This is a genomic window from Lysinibacillus sp. FSL K6-3209, assembly GCF_037976175.1.
In the GTDB taxonomy this organism is placed as follows: Bacteria; Bacillota; Bacilli; order Bacillales_A; family Planococcaceae; genus Lysinibacillus; species Lysinibacillus sphaericus_D.
Genome location: NZ_CP150264.1, coordinates 1,516,963 through 1,532,980 on the forward strand (window position 1 = coordinate 1,516,963; position 16,018 = coordinate 1,532,980).

The 16,018-nt window shown below is 39.5% G+C and carries 18 protein-coding genes; 8 read left to right on the top strand and 10 right to left on the bottom strand.

Features of this window, described 5'->3' with window-relative positions; genetic code table 11:
* Position 1 precedes the first annotated feature (1 nt).
* Positions 2–2,938: a formate dehydrogenase subunit alpha gene (gene fdhF / locus MHH88_RS07185; RefSeq protein ID WP_339262128.1), complete on the bottom strand. Its 2,937-nt coding sequence runs from the start codon at positions 2,936–2,938 to the stop codon at positions 2–4.
* Positions 2,939–3,511: 573 nt separating this feature from the next.
* Here fdhF and MHH88_RS07190 point away from each other — a divergent pair.
* Genes MHH88_RS07190 through moaA form a run of 3 tightly spaced genes read left to right on the top strand, consistent with a single transcriptional unit; the run spans position 3,512 to position 5,707 of the window.
* Positions 3,512–3,859 carry a DUF2294 domain-containing protein gene (locus tag MHH88_RS07190; protein ID WP_025219003.1) on the top strand — a complete coding sequence of 116 codons (348 nt, stop codon included), beginning with the start codon at positions 3,512–3,514 and terminating at the stop codon, positions 3,857–3,859.
* Positions 3,860–3,871: 12 nt separating this feature from the next.
* Complete coding sequence (gene fdhD / locus MHH88_RS07195) at positions 3,872–4,690, top strand: formate dehydrogenase accessory sulfurtransferase FdhD (RefSeq protein WP_339262129.1); 819 nt, start codon at positions 3,872–3,874, stop codon at positions 4,688–4,690.
* Complete coding sequence (gene moaA / locus MHH88_RS07200) at positions 4,691–5,707, top strand: GTP 3',8-cyclase MoaA (protein ID WP_339262131.1); 1,017 nt, start codon at positions 4,691–4,693, stop codon at positions 5,705–5,707. It abuts the gene before it with no gap.
* A gap of 48 nt (positions 5,708–5,755) precedes the next feature.
* On the opposite strand, the gene moaC is transcribed toward moaA, so the two are convergent.
* Genes moaC through MHH88_RS07215 form a run of 3 tightly spaced genes read right to left on the bottom strand, consistent with a single transcriptional unit; the run spans position 5,756 to position 7,312 of the window.
* Entirely contained in the window at positions 5,756–6,238 is a 483-nt protein-coding gene (gene moaC / locus MHH88_RS07205) for a cyclic pyranopterin monophosphate synthase MoaC (protein WP_339262132.1), read from the bottom strand.
* Complete coding sequence (locus tag MHH88_RS07210) at positions 6,231–6,821, bottom strand: molybdenum cofactor guanylyltransferase (RefSeq protein ID WP_339262133.1); 591 nt, start codon at positions 6,819–6,821, stop codon at positions 6,231–6,233. The genes moaC and MHH88_RS07210 overlap by 8 nt, the downstream gene beginning before the upstream one ends.
* Complete coding sequence (locus tag MHH88_RS07215) at positions 6,818–7,312, bottom strand: molybdenum cofactor biosynthesis protein B (protein WP_339262134.1); 495 nt, start codon at positions 7,310–7,312, stop codon at positions 6,818–6,820. The genes MHH88_RS07210 and MHH88_RS07215 overlap by 4 nt, the downstream gene beginning before the upstream one ends.
* 100 nt (positions 7,313–7,412) lie before the next feature.
* Here MHH88_RS07215 and MHH88_RS07220 point away from each other — a divergent pair, with 100 nt between their 5' ends.
* From MHH88_RS07220 to moaD, 5 genes are read left to right on the top strand one after another with little or no spacing between them, the layout of a single operon-like run.
* Complete coding sequence (locus MHH88_RS07220) at positions 7,413–8,429, top strand: thiazole biosynthesis adenylyltransferase ThiF (protein ID WP_339262135.1); 1,017 nt, start codon at positions 7,413–7,415, stop codon at positions 8,427–8,429.
* Positions 8,430–8,442: 13 nt separating this feature from the next.
* Entirely contained in the window at positions 8,443–9,732 is a 1,290-nt protein-coding gene (gene glp / locus MHH88_RS07225) for a gephyrin-like molybdotransferase Glp (RefSeq protein WP_339262136.1), read from the top strand.
* Complete coding sequence (mobB, locus tag MHH88_RS07230) at positions 9,696–10,235, top strand: molybdopterin-guanine dinucleotide biosynthesis protein B (RefSeq protein ID WP_339262138.1); 540 nt, start codon at positions 9,696–9,698, stop codon at positions 10,233–10,235. Before glp ends, mobB begins: the two co-directional genes overlap by 37 nt.
* Positions 10,216–10,695 (top strand): molybdenum cofactor biosynthesis protein MoaE, encoded by a 480-nt coding sequence (locus MHH88_RS07235; protein ID WP_339262140.1) that lies wholly within the window; start codon positions 10,216–10,218, stop codon positions 10,693–10,695. The genes mobB and MHH88_RS07235 overlap by 20 nt, the downstream gene beginning before the upstream one ends.
* Positions 10,692–10,925, top strand: coding sequence for a molybdopterin converting factor subunit 1 (moaD, locus tag MHH88_RS07240; RefSeq protein ID WP_339262142.1), 234 nt, complete (start codon positions 10,692–10,694; stop codon positions 10,923–10,925). The genes MHH88_RS07235 and moaD overlap by 4 nt, the downstream gene beginning before the upstream one ends.
* A 287-nt stretch (positions 10,926–11,212) precedes the next feature.
* Here moaD and modB read toward each other — a convergent pair whose 3' ends face one another.
* The 6 genes from modB to MHH88_RS07270 all read right to left on the bottom strand — a co-directional run bounded on the left by modB (position 11,213) and on the right by MHH88_RS07270 (position 15,991).
* Positions 11,213–11,869 (bottom strand): molybdate ABC transporter permease subunit, encoded by a 657-nt coding sequence (gene modB / locus MHH88_RS07245; RefSeq protein WP_339262144.1) that lies wholly within the window; start codon positions 11,867–11,869, stop codon positions 11,213–11,215.
* Positions 11,870–12,652, bottom strand: coding sequence for a molybdate ABC transporter substrate-binding protein (modA, locus tag MHH88_RS07250; protein WP_339262146.1), 783 nt, complete (start codon positions 12,650–12,652; stop codon positions 11,870–11,872).
* A gap of 151 nt (positions 12,653–12,803) precedes the next feature.
* Entirely contained in the window at positions 12,804–14,072 is a 1,269-nt protein-coding gene (locus MHH88_RS07255) for a PTS ascorbate transporter subunit IIC (protein ID WP_339262148.1), read from the bottom strand.
* 88 nt (positions 14,073–14,160) lie between these two features.
* Positions 14,161–14,424 (bottom strand): PTS sugar transporter subunit IIB, encoded by a 264-nt coding sequence (locus tag MHH88_RS07260; RefSeq protein ID WP_069511863.1) that lies wholly within the window; start codon positions 14,422–14,424, stop codon positions 14,161–14,163.
* Positions 14,424–14,879, bottom strand: coding sequence for a PTS sugar transporter subunit IIA (locus MHH88_RS07265; RefSeq protein WP_339262150.1), 456 nt, complete (start codon positions 14,877–14,879; stop codon positions 14,424–14,426). The genes MHH88_RS07260 and MHH88_RS07265 overlap by 1 nt, the downstream gene beginning before the upstream one ends.
* Positions 14,880–15,094: 215 nt before the next feature.
* Positions 15,095–15,991 carry a LysR family transcriptional regulator gene (locus MHH88_RS07270; protein ID WP_339262152.1) on the bottom strand — a complete coding sequence of 299 codons (897 nt, stop codon included), beginning with the start codon at positions 15,989–15,991 and terminating at the stop codon, positions 15,095–15,097.
* Between the last annotated feature and the right edge of the window lie 27 nt (positions 15,992–16,018).

The following is a 16,018-nucleotide window of genomic DNA, read 5'->3' on the forward strand; positions in this document are numbered from 1 at the left end:
CTCACTCTCTTTCGTTTAGGGTTGTTAAGTGAACGTAGCCAGGACGATTCCATTTTCGTTGTACCTCTACACCATTTTGAGGATGACGCTTTTTATAGCGCGGGTTAGTGCGCGGCAGCGGCGTCTTGCCTTTTGCTTTTAGCACCTCTACTCGAACTTTTGTTTGTTTGTACGCGGGTGTTGATGTATTAATATCTGCTGCAGGACCAGTTAAGAAGTTAATAGCTGAATCTTTGCTAACAGAGTTCATAGGTAAAAATAATTCATTCCCTTGCACGCGATCTGTTACTAATGCATTGAGCTTTAATGCGCCATATGGAGATACTAAACGGAGTAGGGCGCCATCTTCAATGCCTCGTTCTTTCGCCAATTGTGGTGATACTTCAACGAAAATTTCTGGTACCTTTGATTGGATACCTTTCGATTTATTTGTTAGATTTCCTTCGTGGAAGTGCTCAAGCATACGACCGTTATTAATATGACAATCGTATTGTGCCTCAAATTCAACTGGTTGCACCCAATCATGTAAAGCAAAACGAGCTTTTTTATCTGGGAAGTTAAAACCATCTTCATATAATAATGGTGTATCTTTTCCATCATGACTACCCCAACAGAAGCTACCCCAGCCTTCTAAGACATCATAGTTGGCTTGTGAGAATAGTGGAGACAAACTCGTCATTTCATCGAAAATGTCGCTTGGATGATTATACTGCCAATCTGCTCCTAATCGACGTGCAACTGCTTGGAGGATTTCCCAATCAGCTTTCGACTCACCGAGTGTTGGCAAAACTTGATAGAGACGCTGAACGCGACGTTCTGTATTCGTGAATGTGCCTTCTTTTTCAAGCGAAGGGGCTGCTGGTAAAATCACATCTGCATATTGGGCAGTACGTGATAGGAAGCAATCTTGGACAACAAAAAATTCTATTTGTGAAAGTACCTCATCTACATGGTTGGCATTACAGTCAACAAGTGCCATATCCTCGCCCACTAAATACATCGCTTTCATTTTACCTTCCATAATAGCATCTAACATTTGCATATTATTTCGACCTGGTTGAGATTGAATAGGGACACCATAAGCTTTTTCGAATTTTGCTCTTGCTTCATCATCGGTCACTTTTTGGTAGCCTGGCAATAGATTTGGTAATGTCCCCATATCACAGGCACCTTGAACATTATTGTGACCGCGTAGTGGGTAAGCCCCAGCCCCAGGACGACGATAGTTACCCGTTGCTAATAGTAAATTCGAAATAGCGGCTGATGTATAAGAGCCTCCCGTATTTTGCGTGACACCCATACCCCAAAGAACACAAGTGCCGTCTGCATCACGAATCATTTCAGCCACTTCAATCAATGTTTCCTTGCTAATTCCGGTCATATTTTGAGCGTAATCAAGTGTATAGGTTGCAAGCACTTGTTTAAAATCTTCAAAATGCAGGACATTGTCTTGAATAAAGGCTTCGTCATGCCATCCTTGATCGATGATATATTTGGTAACCGCCATAATCCACACTTGGTCAGTACCTTGTTTTGGACGCATAAAGATGTCTGAACGCTCAGCCATTTCATGTTTACGAATATCGGCAACGATTAATTTTTGACCATGTAATTTGTGTGCACGTTTCACACGTGTTGCTAAAACAGGATGGCCTTCAGCTGGGTTAGCACCAACAATAATGACAAGGCCTGCTTTGGCAATATCTTGAATCGTACCAGCGTCACCGCCTAAACCTACTGTACGTAATAAACCGTCCGTAGCGGGAGACTGACAATAACGGGAGCAATTATCGACGTCATTTGTGGCAAATAATTGACGCGCCATTTTTTGTATTAAGTAATTTTCTTCATTTGTAATTTTAGAAGAAGAGATAAAACCGACAGAACCAGGACCATATTGTTGTTGAATACCACCGAGTTTTGTGGCAATTAAATCCAACGCTTCATCCCAAGAAGATTCAACAAACTCATTATTTTTACGAATAAGTGGTTTTGTAATACGTTCTTCCGAATTGATGAAATCCCAACCGAATTTTCCTTTTACACATGTAGAGATTGCATTGACCGGACCATCTGAAGGTTGTACTTTTAAAATTTTGCGGTCTTTTGTCCAAACTTCGAATGAACAACCTACACCGCAGAAAGTACAAACTGTTTTTGTTTTTTTTGTGCGCTTACTACGCATGGCTGCTTCCACTTCAGAAACGGCAAAAATACCGCTATATCCTGGTTCAACTTCTTTAATCAAACGAATCATTGGATCTAACATATCTTGTTTCAAACCCGTCATAAATCCAGCCTCTCCAAGCATGGACTTTTCCATTAAGGCATTACAAGGACAAACGGTAACACATTGACCGCAGCTTACACAGGAAGAATCATTAATGGCAACACCTTTATCCCAAATTACACGTGGTCTTTCTGCTTCCCAATCGAGGGATAATGTTTCGTTTACCTGTAAATTTTGACAAACTTCTACACATTGCCCACATGCAATACATTGGTTCGGATCATAGCGGTAAAAAGGGTGTGACATGTCTACTTCATGTGGTTCAACTTTCGGTTTGTACGGATATTTTTGATGCTCGATTTCCATTAATTCGGCTGTATTGTGTAATGTACAATTTCCATTGTTATTATCACACACTGTACAGTACAGTAAATGGTTTTCGAGAAGACGGTCCATCGCTTCTGTTTGTGCCGCTTTTGCTTTGTCAGAAGCTAATAACACATTCATGCCATCAATTGCCTTAGTGGAGCAAGAACGAACTAATTGGCCATTCACCTCCACGATACATGTATCACATGTTTCGATTGGGTCTACAGCGGGCACATGACAAATCTGTGGATGAGGAATGTCATGTTGGTTAATCGTATCAAGAATCGTAGCTCCTTCTTTGACATCATACGGTACCCCATTAATATGAATTTGAGTCAAGATAACTTCCTCCTTTTGCACTTTGAGACTCTTTAGACAACTTATTACGGCTTAAGACAAAAAGGGAATGACGAATTGAGTCGGTGATTGAATTGATTGTCTTGTTATCATTGTAATTCCCACTTGGTCTTTAATCTACCTAGAAATAGTTAAATGTCTAGTTCATAACAAGTTATCCATGTCTTGGTTCATGAAAATAAAAAAATCCACCATGAAATTACATGTCCAAGACATGCTAATCATTCATGGTGGATAAAATTCTTAGCAGGTCTTGCTAAAAACTCAATCTACTTTTATGTTTAATAACAATAGAATTTAACTATTAAAACCACTATCCAGTATAGTGAGATAAGGATCAAAATAGATAAATTCCATTTGGAATAACAATAATTATAGCCTTTTTCTACAAAATGAACAATATTTATCATAAAAAATTATTAGATGATAATGATTATCAAAAAAGTATTTTCTCTTTTAATTTTTTTCAAGTTGCTATATCATTAACAAACTGTAAGGGTGACCGTCATATCAAATTGACTAAAAAAGTTTTATTACGATGGGAGAATCGTTGCTATGTCTAAAAAAATACATGAATTTAATGATATGATACGTAAATTAAGAAAAGAAGTATTTGGTAAAGGGCCAGAGCGTATTCATACAGTTTTTGTCGAGAATATGGCTGTATCTACTTTGTATGGAAATATAACACCAACGGAAAAATTTATTGCCAGTACACCAGAAGGGCTAAAAATGGTGCATGCTGCAAGGACAACTATGATTCAAGATTTATATGCCCAATCACCACCAGAGGGTATGGAAGAATTGATGGGCAGCAAATTGCTCCACTTATTTTCAGATATTAAAATTGAAGAGGATTTTGCAATTTCCGTCTTCGTTTTTGAAAAGAATATCAGTGTTTAAAGGGGATGCCTTATGGAACGAGCAATCACAAGGAAAATTATGCGCGTTGAAGGACAGCAAGTAAAAGAAATAGATGATGTAATCGTCACAGAATACGCTGTAACTGTCAAAATCAATCAGCAAGAATTTGTCACGATGGTATGTTCATCAGAGTATGTGGAAGATATGGTTATTGGCTACTTAGCTTCCGAACGAGTTATTCGTAGCTTTGATGATATTGAGGAAATTTGGCACCAAGAAAAAGAAGGCTTTGTGCATATTAAAACAAAACATGTTAATCCCTATTACCAGCAGACGCAAAACAAACGCTATATTACCTCTTGTTGTGGTATGAGTCGACAAGGATTTGTTTTTACGAATGATGCATTAGTGGCGAAAAAAATGGACGATGTGCATGTGCAAATCACAACCGAGGATTGCTTCCGTTTAATGCATGATATGCAGGAAGGTGCAGACATTTTTAAGCAAACGGGTGGTGTGCACAATGCTGCACTATGTAATGTCAATGGCATTATCTTAAGTCGCATGGATATTGGGCGTCATAATGCATTAGATAAAATTTACGGCTATTGTCTGCGCAACAATATCAGTATGCAAGATAAAATTATCGTCTTTAGTGGACGACTATCGTCAGAAATTTTACTAAAGGTCTCAAAAATAGGCTGTGAAATCGTGCTATCTAAATCAGCACCAACTGAGTTGGCATTGCAATTAGCCGAGCAGCTTGGCATTACAACGGTAGGTTTTATCCGACAACAAGCTCTGAATATTTATACACAGCCTCAACGCATCCTATTACCAGCCCAGAATGCACGGAAAGAAGGAGATTAAATGCCGGTTCTACAAGACCAATTCAATAGACCTTTAAGAGACTTAAGAATATCTGTAACAGATCGCTGTAATTTCCGTTGTCGCTATTGTATGCCAGCTGAAGTATTTGGTCCAGATTATGCATTTTTACCGTCTAATAAAATATTAACTTTTGATGAGATTGAACGATTAGTAAAAATATTTGCGTCATTCAATGTGAAAAAAATACGAATTACAGGTGGAGAGCCCTTGCTTCGTCGTGATTTACCAGCATTAATTGCACGCATTCACCGCATTGAAGGTGTAGAAGATATTGCTTTAACAACAAATGGCACTTTATTAAAAAAATATGCACCAGCATTGGCTCAAGCAGGCTTAACTCGCATTTCAGTTAGTCTAGATTCACTGAATGATGAACGGTTTTTGGAGATGAACGGACGTCGAGGTAAGGTATTAACGGTGTTAGAAGGCATTGAAAAGGCTGCGGAAGCAGGTTTACAAGTGAAAATTAATATGGTTGTGCAAAAAGGAAAGAATGACCAAGATATTGTTACAATGGCACAATATTTTAAAGAAAAACAGCATATTTTACGTTTTATTGAATATATGGATGTAGGCAATTCGAATGGTTGGAACTTACAGGATGTTGTGTCGAAGCAGGATATTATTGCGCGAGTCCATCAATTTTCTCCGTTACAGCAAGTAGCACCTAATTACAAAGGGGAAGTGGCATCACGTTATCAATATCAAGATGCACAAGGGGAAATAGGGGTGATTTCATCTGTTACAGATTCCTTCTGTTCCAATTGTTCACGTGCTCGTCTTTCGGCAGAAGGTACCTTATATACTTGTTTATTTGCAACAGAGGGAACAGATTTAAGAGAGCTGTTACGATCAGGACAAGATGATGCCGCTATCCGCGAGTGCATATCGAAGGTATGGGAAACAAGAGACGATCGTTACTCAGATGAACGCAATGAACAAACGATAACAACAAGGAAAAATGCAAAAATTGAAATGTCTCATATTGGAGGGTAGTGCAAAAAAAACAGAAAAAATCGGCAAAGTGATGCCGAATTTTTCTGTTTATTTATGCACAAAAGTGCCGCTTTTTCCACCCGTTTTTTCAACAAGATAGGTATCTTTAATAACCATCGTTTTATCAACTGCTTTACACATATCATAAAAAGTTAAGGCAGCGATCGTCACGGCTGTGAGGGCTTCCATTTCAACACCCGTTTTCCCACTGCATTTGACAGTAGCTTGAATATGCAGCTCATAGCCCTTCTCCACTTTTTCATAGTTAAATTGGAAATCCGTGCCTTGTAGCATGATGGGATGGCACATGGGAATAAGATCAGCGGTCTTTTTAGCCCCCATAATCCCTGCAATTTGGGCAACTTGTGTTGGATCGCCTTTTTTGATGCCACCTTGTTGGATGGCTTCATAGACAGTATCGGATAAAATGATTGTGCTACGCGCAATGGCCGTCCGTGTTGTGATTTCTTTTTCTGAAATATCAACCATTTTAGGACGACCTTCTGCGTTCCAGTGTGTAAAATTATTCATTATACGACTCCTTTTTCCTTGTTTGTGACCAGTCTTGCTGTGCATTAATATTGATAAATGTTGTGTCATCGTCATCAAAGGGGACGTAACAAACTCGCAGTTGCTCTAACAGTACTTTCATACTTCGTTTGTTTTGTTTCGTTAATTGTTGTGCTTTAGGTAAAGCTGTACGTCGAAATAATGCAGCTAATGACTGATGTTTTTGCGCCTGCATAGGAACGATTGCATCATAATCGTCACTTATTTGATCGACCATTTTTTTGATAAAATCAGCATTCATATAAGGCATATCGCTAGCCACGACAAAAAACCATGCCACATCAGGGTAGGCTGTCATGATATGATGTAAAGCAAAAAGTGGCCCTTGATGTAGCTGTTTGTCGATAATCCATTGGACGTTTTCCTGCTCAAACTGATGTTGTAACTGTGCGTTTGTAGCAATAATAATAGGGGATAGCTGATTTTTTTGTAAAGCGATGAGACTATGCTTGTATAAAGGCTGCCCAGCAAACAGCTCGAACATTTTAGGTTTACCATATCGAGAGGATTGACCACCTGCTAATATAATACCAGCAATTTTCATAGACGATTCAACTCACCAACAAAATGTTGAACAGTGGGTACTATAAGTTTCGTCATAGCTAGTGATACCGCATTTGTGGAACCAGGTAAAACATAGATGGCTGTTTGTTGAATACTCCCAGCAGTGGCACGACTAAACATTGCCCTTGGGCCAATTTCGTCATAGCTAAGTGTTCGAAATAACTCACCAAATCCCATCATTTCCTTTTCGAAAAGAGGCAAAATGGTATCGTAAGTTTGGTCTCTTGGTGTAAAGCCTGTTCCGCCTGTAACGATAATGGTATTGATGCATGGGTCACTGGACCATTGTTTCACATAACGAGCGATATCCCGTGGTTCATCCTTTGTGAGTTGGTAGTCCACTACTTCGAAAGTTGCTTCTTGAAGTAAAGTTTGAATACGCTGTCCAGCGTGATCATTTGCCTTTGTGCGTGTGTCACTGACAGTTAAAAGAGCAACTTGAATGGGTTGCTGATGATGTGTGGGATGCACAGTAAAGACCTCCTTCAAAATTACTGAAAAACATTGCTTTTATTATAATGCTATAAATAAAAAGGTCAAACGATATTCATAGAAAGAAAGGCTCATACGTATGCAAAATAGATATTCGAGACAACAATTATTTACCCCTATCGGACAATCTGGGCAAGTATCGATCCAACAAAAACATGCCCTTTTAATAGGTGTCGGTGCATTGGGGAGTGCTAGTGCCGAAGCGCTTGTACGTGCTGGTATCGGCAAGTTAACACTGATTGATCGTGATTATGTAGAGTGGAGTAATTTACAAAGACAACAATTATATACAGAGCAAGATGCCCAAGAAAAAATGCCAAAAGTTATCGCAGCTAAAAAACGTCTGCAAGAAATTAACACAGAGGTTAAAATCAATGTTGCCATTATGGATGCATGTATAGAGACTTTGCTACCATTGCTAAAAGATGTAGATGTAATGGTTGATGCGACTGATAATTTTGATGTGCGTTTTCTAATGAATGACCTTGCACAAAAGTATCGAATTCCTTGGGTGTACGGCTCTTGTGTCGGTAGTTATGGCGCAACCTATACGATTGTGCCAGGCAAAACACCTTGTTTGCACTGCTTATTAAAAGCAATACCCCAAACAGGGATGACTTGTGATACGGTAGGTATTATTAGCCCAACGGTTCAAATCGTTGCCGCATATCAAGTGGCTGAAGTATTAAAAGTGCTTGTTGGAGATGACAAAGCGCTACGAAAAAGCTATTTAACATTTGATGTTTGGCAAAATCAACACTATGAAATCAATGTCGATAAAATGAGACAGGCTGATTGTCCATCTTGCGGCAATGCGCCAACATATCCTTATTTATCCTATGAAAATCAAACGAAATTACAAATACTTTGTGGACGGGACGCTGTGCAAATTCGCCCACCAAAGCCCATTTACTATCAGTTCGAGCAGTTGGCACATCAGCTTCGTTCCTATGGTGAAATTCAGATGAATCCATATTTGCTTTCTTGCCAAGCGGACGATTACCGAATCGTTATTTTCCAAGATGGGCGAGTTGTGATTCATGGTATACAAGATATACAAAAAGCTAAAACGATTTACTATCGGTTATTAGGTTAAAGGAGTGTACTAAATGCTAGAAAAAAGACAACCAATTCCTGTGGCAGAAGCTGTTCATCGTGTAATGGACTATGCCTTTCAAGCAAAAAATGAGCTCGTGCCATTAACACAAGCTCATGGTCGCTTTATAGCGGAAGCGATTCGAGCCGACCAAGATGTACCCGCTTTTGATCGTTCACCGTATGATGGTTATGCTATTCGTTCTATTGATAGTCAAGGAGCTTGTTCACAAAAGCCAGTTCGATTTCAGGTCGTTGGCGAGATTGGTGCAGGCTATGTCTATGATGGTGTAGTGGAGGAAAGACAAGCTGTTCGCATTATGACAGGAGCCCCTATACCACAAGGCTGTGATGCGGTGGTAATGCTTGAGTTAACCAATACTTTTGAAGAAAATCATCAAAAGTATATGTCGATTAAACGTTCTTTTGAAGCGGGGACTAATATTTCCTATAAGGGGGAAGAGGTACACAAGGGTACAATCCTTATTGACAAAGGTCAATATATTAATCCTGGTGTAATGGCTTTGCTCGCTACGTTTGGCTACGAGCAAGTACCGGTTTATCGTAAATTGGTCATTGGCGTGATAGCCACGGGTAGCGAATTACTAGAGCCCGGTGAATGTTTACAACCAGGCAAAATTCGGAATAGTAATGCCTATATGATGATGGCACAAATTGAACGTGCTGGTGCAGAAGTCAAATATTTTGGTAAGTTTAGCGATGATTTGGCGTTATGTATTAAAATCGTGGAAAAAGCATTACAGGAAGTTGATATTTTAATTACAACGGGGGGCGTTTCCGTAGGTGATTATGATTATTTACCAGCCATTTATCAGGCGCTGGAGGCAAAGGTATTATTTAATAAAGTAGCAATGCGACCAGGCAGTGTAACAACAGTCGCAGCTCGCAATGATAAATTGTTGTTCGGCCTTTCAGGTAATCCTTCAGCCTGCTATGTTGGTTTTGAACTATTTGTACGTCCAATTATTCGCACTGCCTATCGTCATCTTTACCCTCACTTACGCAGAGAGCAGGCTATATTAGGGGCAGATTTTACAAAACCGAATCCCTTTACACGATTTGTGCGTGCGACAGCTTATTATGAAACAGGGCAGCTAGTCGCTGTGCCATCTGGTTTTGATAAATCGAGTGCCGTTTCTTCGTTGGCGACAGCTAATGCTTTTATCGTTTTACCAGGTGGTTCTAGAGGTTATGAAAAAGGCATGTCCGTAGCAGTCTTATTGTTAGAAGATTTACAAGGAAGTGAATGGCCTTGGGACAACATCGAAAAATCTTACAGATAGTTGGCTATCAAAATAGTGGAAAGACAACATTGATAGAGCAATTAATTAAACAAGCTTCACTGGAAGGGCTACGAGTAGGAACAATCAAGCATCACGGACATGGTGGTGTGCCAATGATCGAAACGTCCAAAGATAGTAGTCGGCATGAGCAGGCAGGTGCGATTGTTACTGCTGTGGAAGGGGAGGGTACTTTACGTATGAGTATTCACCAAAATAGCTGGCGATTAGCTGAAATTCTAGCAATCTATGCTTCCTTTTCGATGGATATCGTGCTGATTGAAGGATATAAACAGGAACATTATCCAAAAGTTGTACTACTCCGAACAGCACAGGACCAAGTGCTATTGCAGCAACTAACCAATATTATTTGTGTTATTTACTGGCCGAGCTATCCACTGGATCCACCGTTAACAATCCCAGCGTATTCAATTTATGAAGAAAGAAAATATATGGAATTTTTGTTGAAAGAAATGAGGGAAGACCATGACGGTAGCGTTGTTTGAAATTATCAATCAACCGATTGATGTTGAGCAAGTTAGACAAAAAGTAATGAATCGAAATGCTGGTGCCATTACACTATTTATCGGCACAGTGCGTGAAATTACAAATGGCAAAAAAACATTGCATTTGGAATATCAAGCCTATCCCGCGATGGCGATAAAAATGTTTGAACAGATTGCAAAGGAAATACAAGAGCAGTGGCCAGAAGCGATAGTGGCTATTACCCATCGAGTAGGTCGCTTGGATATTTCAGACATAGCTGTTGTTATTGCTGTGTCATCGCCACATCGTAAAGTGGCGTATATGGCAAATGAATATGCGATTGATCGCATTAAACAAATTGTTCCAATATGGAAAAAAGAGCATTGGGAGGACGGGACGGAATGGATTGGTGACCAATTAGAAAATATCCCCTATCCACAAGGAAAACCAGTTATTCAGGAGGAGGAAAGGAAAGCGTGATTAACATCTTATTATTTGCGCACTTACAGGAACAAGTTGGTGAATCACAACTCAAGGTAGAGCTGTCAGATGTCACAGTTGCTCAGTTAAAAGAGTGGTTAGAAAAGCAGTATCCGCAGCTATCATTACAACAAATAATGACCGCAGTCAATGAAGAATTTGCAACCGATACGACAATCGTTAAATCGGGTGATACGATCGCCTTTATCCCACCTATTAGCGGGGGATGATAAAAGACTAAGTTATGAGTGTAGCGCTACGAGAGCATCGGCTGTAGCTTTCCCAACGTACAATGAAAAAGAAGCTGGGGCAAAAGAGAAAAAGTGTTAGATTGAACCTGAAATCTAACACTTTTTTGCTATGCAATTGTTGTTTGCGTCTTACGTTGTGTGCTGTTCTGAGCAGGATTTCCCGCTCCGCTGCCAAGTACTAGTGAACACTTCTATTTTTTATTTTTGCAAAAGCAAGAATAGCTAAGTTCTCCATATAGCGAAAATTTATTAACACCTTTCCTCTTTTATACTTTTAGTAAATGGATACTAAGAAGCATTAGAAAGGAAATAGCAATCATGCACAAAACCCATGTCCAAGCAAGCGTCATGTTACCCGAATCAAGTGCCATATAAATCGCTAGCGGTGTTGTTTGCGTTTTTCCGGGAATGTTCCCCGCAAACATCAGGGTCGCCCCAAACTCGCCTAAAGCACGTGTAAAGCTTAAAATTCCACCAGATACAAGTGCCTTTAATGCGAGCGGAATAGATACACAAACAAAGATTTGCCATTCATTCGCCCCATCAACACGTGCTGCATCTTCAATATCTTTATCTATAGAGGCAAAGCCCGTTTTAGCGGATTGATACATTAATGGAAAGGCAACAATCGTAGAAGCGATAACGGCAGCCCACCATGTGAACATAATTGGTTGATCAAAAAGCCACACAATAAGATTTCCTAATACACTATTTTTTCCAAAAATAACGATGAGCAAAAAACCAACTACAGTAGGAGGTAATACTAAAGGTAAAAGCAAGATTGTTTCTAACAAGAGTTTACCTTTAAAATGGCGGGTTGCCATCAATTTACCCATTAAAATACCAACTATAATAGCAGTAATTCCAGCAACAAAGGCAATTTCAATGGAAAGCCTAAGAGGAGACCAAAAATCGGTACCCATTTATTGAGCTCCTTTAAAGCCATACTTTTTAAAAATATTCATTGCCTCATCACTTTGTAAAAATTGATAAAAATCGTTTGCCTCTTGTCCATGTTTACTCGCTTTTAGGACGCCTACAGGATAAATAATCGGTGCATGGGTCGCATCATCGGCAGTTGCAACGACATCGACTTTATCGGAGACGAGGGCATCTGTTTTATAAACGATTCCAGCATCTACATTTTCGCTTTCAGTATAAGTAAGTACTTGACGCACATCTTTTGTATATACCACTTTAGATGCAAGTGATTCCCAAAGCTGCATGCTTTTTAACGTGTCGACGCCATACTGCCCAGCAGGGACTGTTTCCGGTGTGCCAAGCGCAATTTTTCCTGCTTGAAGTAAACCGTCAAAGGAATGGATTTGCTTTTCGTTGTTTTTAGGAACGATTAAGACTAACTCATTAGCTAAAAGATCTGTTCCCTGTTGTTCAATCATTTCTTTTTTTACCAGGGCGTCGAATTTATCTTCCGCCGCTGAAAAGAATAAATCCACCGGTGCACCTTGTAAAATTTGTTGTTGCAATGCACCAGAGCCGCCAAAGTTATAGAGGATTTTGACCGAATCGTGTTCTTTTTCATAAGTTGTTTTAAGTTCTTCTAGGGCATCCTGTAAACTAGCTGCCGCAGAAATCGTTAATTCAACAGGTTCGTTTGCAGTCCCTTCATTTTCTTGGTTACCACAAGCTACTAATAAACCCACTAGTAGAGCCAGTGCCGCAAATAAACGATAAAAGTTTTTCACTATTTTACTCCTTTTATAACTCGTTATAACAAGACATAACTAATTATAATCAGTGCCAAGTAAAAAAGATAGTCGTGCCAGTCACCCAAACAATTCTGATAATTCAAAAACTCGTTCTGCATGTCAGAACGAGTTTTTTGAAGTGATATGCTTACACTGCACCAAATAATTTTAAAATATTAATAATAATAATGCCTACGATGCCAAAGTCAGAATCACCAAATGTTGTTCCTTCGTAGCCGATATCCCCCATAAAGATAAGCAAGATAGCTGGGATAAAGCTAATGATTATCCCGTTAGCAAATGCACCTGCCATGGAGCCAATACGACCACCCGTTGCATTACCGAAAATACCTGCCGCAGCACCTGTAAAGAAATGTGGCACTAGGCCAGGTACAATAACTTTAAGCCCAATCAGTGGGAGGGCAAACATGGACAATAAGCCAGCTAAAAAGCTAAAGAGGAAGCCGATAATAACAGCATTCGGTGCAAATGGGAAAATTGTCGGGCAATCTAAAGCAGGCTTAGCGTTTGGTACGAGTTTATCAGCAATCCCTTTAAATGCAGGAATAATTTCTGCAATCAGCATACGAACACCTGCAAGGATAATATAGACCCCCGCTGCAAAGGTAATCGCTTGGATAATCGCGAAAACAATGAAGTTCGATCCCCCGGATAATTGCGCTTCAATATAAGAACGGCCTGCGAATAAAGCGACAACAATGAAAAATAAGCTCATTGTTAAGGAAATGGCAACAGATGTATCTCTTAAAAATCCAAGTGATTTAGGTACTGCAATCGCTTCAGTTGATTTGGCTTTGTTGCCAAATAGTTGACCAATTTTAGCAGATACATAGTAGCCAATGCTGCCAAAATGTCCAACTGCAAAGTCATTATTCCCTGTTATTTGACGCACGGTAGGTTGTAAAATGGCGGGGAAAATCACCATACATAAACCTAACACTATAGAACCGATAATAATAAGAGGAGCACCACTCATCCCCCCAACAGAGAGGGAAGCTGCGATTAAACACGCCATAAATAATGTATGATGACCAGTTAAAAAAATATATTTTAAAGGCGTAAATCGCGCTAACAAAAGATTCATTACCATCCCGAATACCATAATCAAGGCTGTGGATGTGCCAAAGGTCGTTTGTGCAGCAGCTACAATGGCTTCATTATTGGGGATAACTCCTTGCACCTGAAAGGCATGATCGAACATTTTGCTAAAGTGAGTTAAAGAACCAATTAAAACGGCTGCACCGGCACCTAAAATGACAAAGCCCATAATGGTTTTTAACGTTCCTGAAAGAACAGTGGAAGCAGATTTCTTTTGGATTAGTAAGCCGACAAGAGCAAATAGGCCGACTAGTATTGCTGGTGTACCTAAAATGTCATTCATCATAACATCTAACATACCAACACCTCATCCTATCCAATTTTAAAAGCGTAAAGAGAAAATTAAACCTAAACGTAAGAGCAACAACTGCGCAACATATTGTCCGTTACAATAGTGGGGCAAGCTTTCCTTTGATTTCTGGGATACTCATCATATTGACGATACGCACAATTTTTCGCACACCATTATCTAGTTGGTCGATGATATCCCCTGCACCAATATAAATATCAGCCTTTTCAGAAGTTGCAGATGTTAAATCCGTATGTGTTACCTCTGCTTCCTTGCCGAGTTCTAGCAATGCCTTTTTTACATTCAGTTCCATCATGAAGCTGCTGCCTAAGCCATTTCCACAAACGACTAAAATTTTCATTATAATCGCTCCTTTGTTGTATATTGTTTTATTTTATCCATGACGCATTCTGCACGCTTGCATCCGATAATGTTGTCGATTTGGCTAGGTTCTTGTAAGACTTGTGTTAAATCGACTAACGCCTGTAAATGTGTTGAATGCTCCGTAGCTGCTAAAATAATGATTACATACACAGCTTTATCGGGTCCAAAGTATACCGGCTTTTGTAAAACTAATAAGCTCATCGATAATTCGTTTACGCCATCAGACGGTCGCGCATGTGGAATTGCTACTTTAGGTGTAAGTACAACATAGGGACCGTGTTGTTCGATGGAATCAATCATGGCTTGGATATAGCGCTTTTCTATTTTGTTTTGCTGTAACAGTGGTGAAGCAGCAAAGCGTATAGCATCCTGCCAGTTGGCTACTTCGTTTGTAATTTGGATAGTTTCTCTATGAAGCAACTCGGTAAGCAACTTGTCATCCCTCCTTTCGTTAGAGTACAACATGTCTTCTATCCATGTTATGAATGCTTACTATGTAATGATGTCAGATTACTGAATTTTTTTAATAAATATGTTGAAAAGGGGAGTAAGTGATTATTGGGATGTATTGGAAGTCGTTTTGTGCAGATAGATGAGGGAGAGCTCACAGTTGGCTGAAGCTGTGAGACTCATCGCTTGTAGCGGGTTTATGTTTTGATTTTTTGTGCTAAATCGTAAATCGCTTTTTTGACAAATACATCAATCTGATTGTCTAGTCTAGATTGCGGGTAAACCAGTTGGATTTTCCGTTTGAGCGTAATATTATTTAAATCTTTTTTGATTAATAAGCCAGATTGTAGTTCATCCGCAATAAGGGAAACGGAAAGAAATGCAATGGTTTTACCAAACGTCAGCATTTTTTTAATCGTACTAACAGAATCGAGTTCAATTGTATTAAATGCTGGTTGGAAAGGGTCCAACCATTTTTCGATAAAATGATTAGTTGAACTGGAGGAAGTATGTAATAATACTTTGTTTTTAAGGACATCGGATTGCGAGATGTCCTTTTTTGCTGCCAGTTCGTGACGAGGGCTTAGAGCTAAAACAAGCGAATCTTCACCAATTGTCTCATAGATTAGTGCTGGGTTTTCTTGCTTCGTTTCCATGAGTAAACCAAAATCTAGTTCTTGCAGGGCTACCATTTTTTCAATTTCAGGTGCTGTTTTTACCTCTAAGGATATGCGGATGTCAGGATATGCGGTGGAAATTTGATTAATAATTTCAGGCATATAAATATGCGCAGGTACGGCACTTGCACCTAATCGAATGGAGCCAATATTGCCTGCTAATAAATTTTCAATGAAACGATTCATATCGTTTTGTAGTTGAACGATTTGTCTTGCGTAGTGATAGAGCCCCTCTCCAGCTTCTGTTAAACGATAGCCACCCGCATTTGTGCGAAACAAACGTACCCCGTACTCTTCTTCAATCGAGCGAATATGAAAGGATACCGTAGGCGGCGTAATACCTAGCGCTTTAGCGACAGGAGCTAATTTTTTAAAATCGACGAGTAAACAAAATGCCTGTAATTTCAGATGATTCATTTTAGCCTCCTAAAGGAAATTCGAAAA

Bases quoted from the DNA above. Each gene is read 5' to 3' on its own strand.
- mobB (WP_339262138.1), top strand. From the start codon at position 9,696: ATGGCCTTGGGACAACATCGAAAAATCTTACAGATAGTTGGCTATCAA.
- MHH88_RS07190 (WP_025219003.1), top strand. From the start codon at position 3,512: ATGTCTAAAAAAATACATGAATTTAATGATATGATACGTAAATTAAGA.
- moaA (WP_339262131.1), top strand. From the start codon at position 4,691: ATGCCGGTTCTACAAGACCAATTCAATAGACCTTTAAGAGACTTAAGA.
- fdhD (WP_339262129.1), top strand. From the start codon at position 3,872: ATGGAACGAGCAATCACAAGGAAAATTATGCGCGTTGAAGGACAGCAA.
- glp (WP_339262136.1), top strand. From the start codon at position 8,443: ATGCTAGAAAAAAGACAACCAATTCCTGTGGCAGAAGCTGTTCATCGT.
- MHH88_RS07255 (WP_339262148.1), bottom strand. From the start codon at position 14,072: ATGTTAGATGTTATGATGAATGACATTTTAGGTACACCAGCAATACTA.
- MHH88_RS07235 (WP_339262140.1), top strand. From the start codon at position 10,216: ATGACGGTAGCGTTGTTTGAAATTATCAATCAACCGATTGATGTTGAG.
- MHH88_RS07210 (WP_339262133.1), bottom strand. From the start codon at position 6,821: ATGAAAATTGCTGGTATTATATTAGCAGGTGGTCAATCCTCTCGATAT.
- MHH88_RS07220 (WP_339262135.1), top strand. From the start codon at position 7,413: ATGCAAAATAGATATTCGAGACAACAATTATTTACCCCTATCGGACAA.
- MHH88_RS07270 (WP_339262152.1), bottom strand. From the start codon at position 15,991: ATGAATCATCTGAAATTACAGGCATTTTGTTTACTCGTCGATTTTAAA.
- MHH88_RS07260 (WP_069511863.1), bottom strand. From the start codon at position 14,424: ATGAAAATTTTAGTCGTTTGTGGAAATGGCTTAGGCAGCAGCTTCATG.
- moaC (WP_339262132.1), bottom strand. From the start codon at position 6,238: ATGAATAATTTTACACACTGGAACGCAGAAGGTCGTCCTAAAATGGTT.
- modB (WP_339262144.1), bottom strand. From the start codon at position 11,869: ATGGGTACCGATTTTTGGTCTCCTCTTAGGCTTTCCATTGAAATTGCC.